This window comes from Altererythrobacter sp. (assembly GCF_050299635.1).
Classification (GTDB): domain Bacteria; phylum Pseudomonadota; class Alphaproteobacteria; order Sphingomonadales; family Sphingomonadaceae; genus Erythrobacter.
On sequence record NZ_JBNKWF010000051.1, the window covers coordinates 1 to 2,496 of the forward strand.

The following is a 2,496-nucleotide window of genomic DNA, read 5'->3' on the forward strand; positions in this document are numbered from 1 at the left end:
GTTCGTTGCTGCAAAGCCTGTCACCCAATCTAACTTAATACTCTTCAGCCTACATCTCAATTCCTGGGCGGGCGATCCACTGTTCTCAACGTTGGAGATCATAGTTATCCGACTGCTTGTATTGCTGTTTGTTTTTTTGCTGTGTTCGCCGGCCCCGCATTTGCTGGCGAAGATCGCAAATATTCTGAGTTTCGCTCATCCTACTCCTACGTAATCAATCAAGTTGGGCGGTCTTCGGCCAAAGGATGCAAGGCAAAAGCGCTTATTTCGGAAGTTCGAGGTGCGCATAAATCCATGTCTCGACGTGCGTTCTACTCGTTTGTTGCACGCAAGAAAGTCGAAGTGGTGCGGCTCGCAAATTGAGCTGCATAATGGCGCCAGTAGCGCTGCTACTGTAGCGCATCTGACGTTTGGTCCCCATCTGCACCGACCTTCGTTACCAAACGTCAGATGCTAAAGCTACACTAGAATCATAGAGTTGCTAGTGTTCCTCATGTCTCCGACATTTGCTAAGGAGCGGGCCACTCGGGGAGGCAAATGTCTGAGACGGAACACTCTGATGTCCCAAGTCAAGCGCTGTCGTCGCGCGTTGTCGATGCCGTTGCTGTCCGGGCGACGGATGAAGGACTTTGGGATCGTGCAAAGGCGGAGGCGAGGCCCGAAGACGACGGTGATCAAGCTCTGATGCGCGGGTTCAATCCGCATGTCCGTTTGTTCGTCCGGGGCTGCCTTGGTCTAGAAGCGGGCGTCGATCAGGAGAAACTCCGTGGATCGGCCACTTAGTGTTTTGCAAGGGCTCCCCTGCCATGGCCTCGTCCCCGCCGCTGCACGAATTCTGTTGTGCCCGGATTGAAGAGCGCCGGGCGCTGTCCGTTATTGGCTGCCCTGGCTTATAACGATGACGTGTTGGCCGGCGCTGCCTCGACCTCTTGCGCAATGGCCCAGATGAAGGCGGCCAACTCGCGAGCGATGGCGATGGCCACGACCGTCGACTTCTTGCCGTTGCGCGTCAGCGCGCGAAAACGCTTGCACAATCGCACCTGTGCCTTCCAGGCGATCTCGCGGGCCGGGCGCGGTGCGGCGGCAACCGCGGCCTGTTTTTCAAAACCGACACGGGCAGGATGGCGGTAGGCCCATGCGGCCTCGACCAGCGCGCGTCGCGCCCGCCCATTGCCGGCCTTGGTGATCGGTCCGCGACGGACAGCGTCGCCAGTCGAACGCTCCGACGGCACCAGTCCCAGATAGGCCATCAACTGGCGTGGGTTTGCAAAACGGGTGAGATCACCGATCTCGGCCAGAATCGTGACGGCTGAGATCATGTCGATGCCGCGCATCGCCATCAACGCCGGCACGATGTCTCTGAGCGACCAGTCGCCAAGCGCATCGCGGATCGCCTGTTCGATCCTGCCGACGCGCTCGCCGGCTTGTCGTTCGGCCACAAGCAGTTCTTCGAGCACGAAGCGTTGCTCGGCATGCTCGAGCTTGAGGTTGGCGAGCCAGGAGCGGTGCCTGGCGCCCCACGTCTTGATGCCAGGGTAGTGCAGCCCCATGCGCAGCAGCAACGAGGAAACCGGCTGGCGTTTGCGGGTCAGGTCCTGGCGCGCTGTATCGCGTGCGCGGGCAAGTTCGCGCATCGCCTCATGGCGCGCATCGGGCACCCACACCGCCGTCAACTCGCCGGCTCTGAGCAGCCGCGCCAAGCCTTCGGCGTCGCGCCGATTGGTTTTGATCCGATCGCCGGCCTTCTTCGGAATAAGCGACGGTGCGGCGACGATGCAGCTATGGCCCAAGCTCTCGATGAGCCGCTGCAAACCGTAGCCGGTCGGGCCTGCTTCGTAGCAGAACGTCAGCTTGCGATATTTGCTTGCAAGCGACGCGATCAGCTTCTTCGTCGCGGCCTCACTGGTGTCGATCTCGCCAAAATAGCGAACCTTGCCATTGCGGCCGGCCTCGGCAATGGCAACTGCATTGCGTAACTTCGATGTATCGATGCCAATGAAAACTTCGGTATGATGTGCCAAGACTCGCCCTCCTTGTGTGAGGCTCTGCCCGGCCCATCCGGGCAACCCTCGAATGCACATCGGGGGTGAGTCGCGTCACACGCGGAAGGACATACGGTCTAGTGACCAGCGCAAAATCACATGTGTGGACATGCAGGGCCCCTCAGTGTGCACCTTTCGTTCCGAACGGCTCCTCAGGACCGCCTCAAGGAAAGCGGACATGGATCGGCGTGCCAACGAAGCACATCAAACTGACGCGAAGTGCACCAAGCGGACATATGGCCCTTCAAAAATACCTCCACCGACCTCCAGCGGACTATGTCTGAGATCGTGCAATATTCCGCGCGGGCGTACCTGATCAGGCCGCTGTTCGAAAGCGGTTGTTAGAGCTTGTGCGGCCCAATCCAATCTCACTCTGTCATTGTTGTACATTATTCTTGCCTGAATTCATCAGGCTCTGCTCAGCGTGCGCCATAACTTGACTCTACTGGTGAGT

At 58.9% G+C, this 2,496-nt stretch carries 2 protein-coding genes; one reads left to right on the forward strand and one right to left on the reverse strand.

Features of this window, described 5'->3' with window-relative positions; all coding sequences use genetic code 11:
* On the forward strand, nucleotides 1-214 hold a 214-nt coding region (locus ACQY6C_RS14695), incomplete at its 5' end, for a hypothetical protein (RefSeq protein ID WP_427970024.1).
* A gap of 676 nt (nucleotides 215-890) precedes the next feature.
* Here ACQY6C_RS14695 and ACQY6C_RS14700 read toward each other — a convergent pair.
* On the reverse strand, nucleotides 891-2,021 hold the full coding sequence (locus ACQY6C_RS14700; RefSeq protein WP_427970026.1) for an IS110 family transposase: 1,131 nt from the start codon (nucleotides 2,019-2,021) through the stop codon (nucleotides 891-893).
* Between the last annotated feature and the right edge of the window lie 475 nt (nucleotides 2,022-2,496).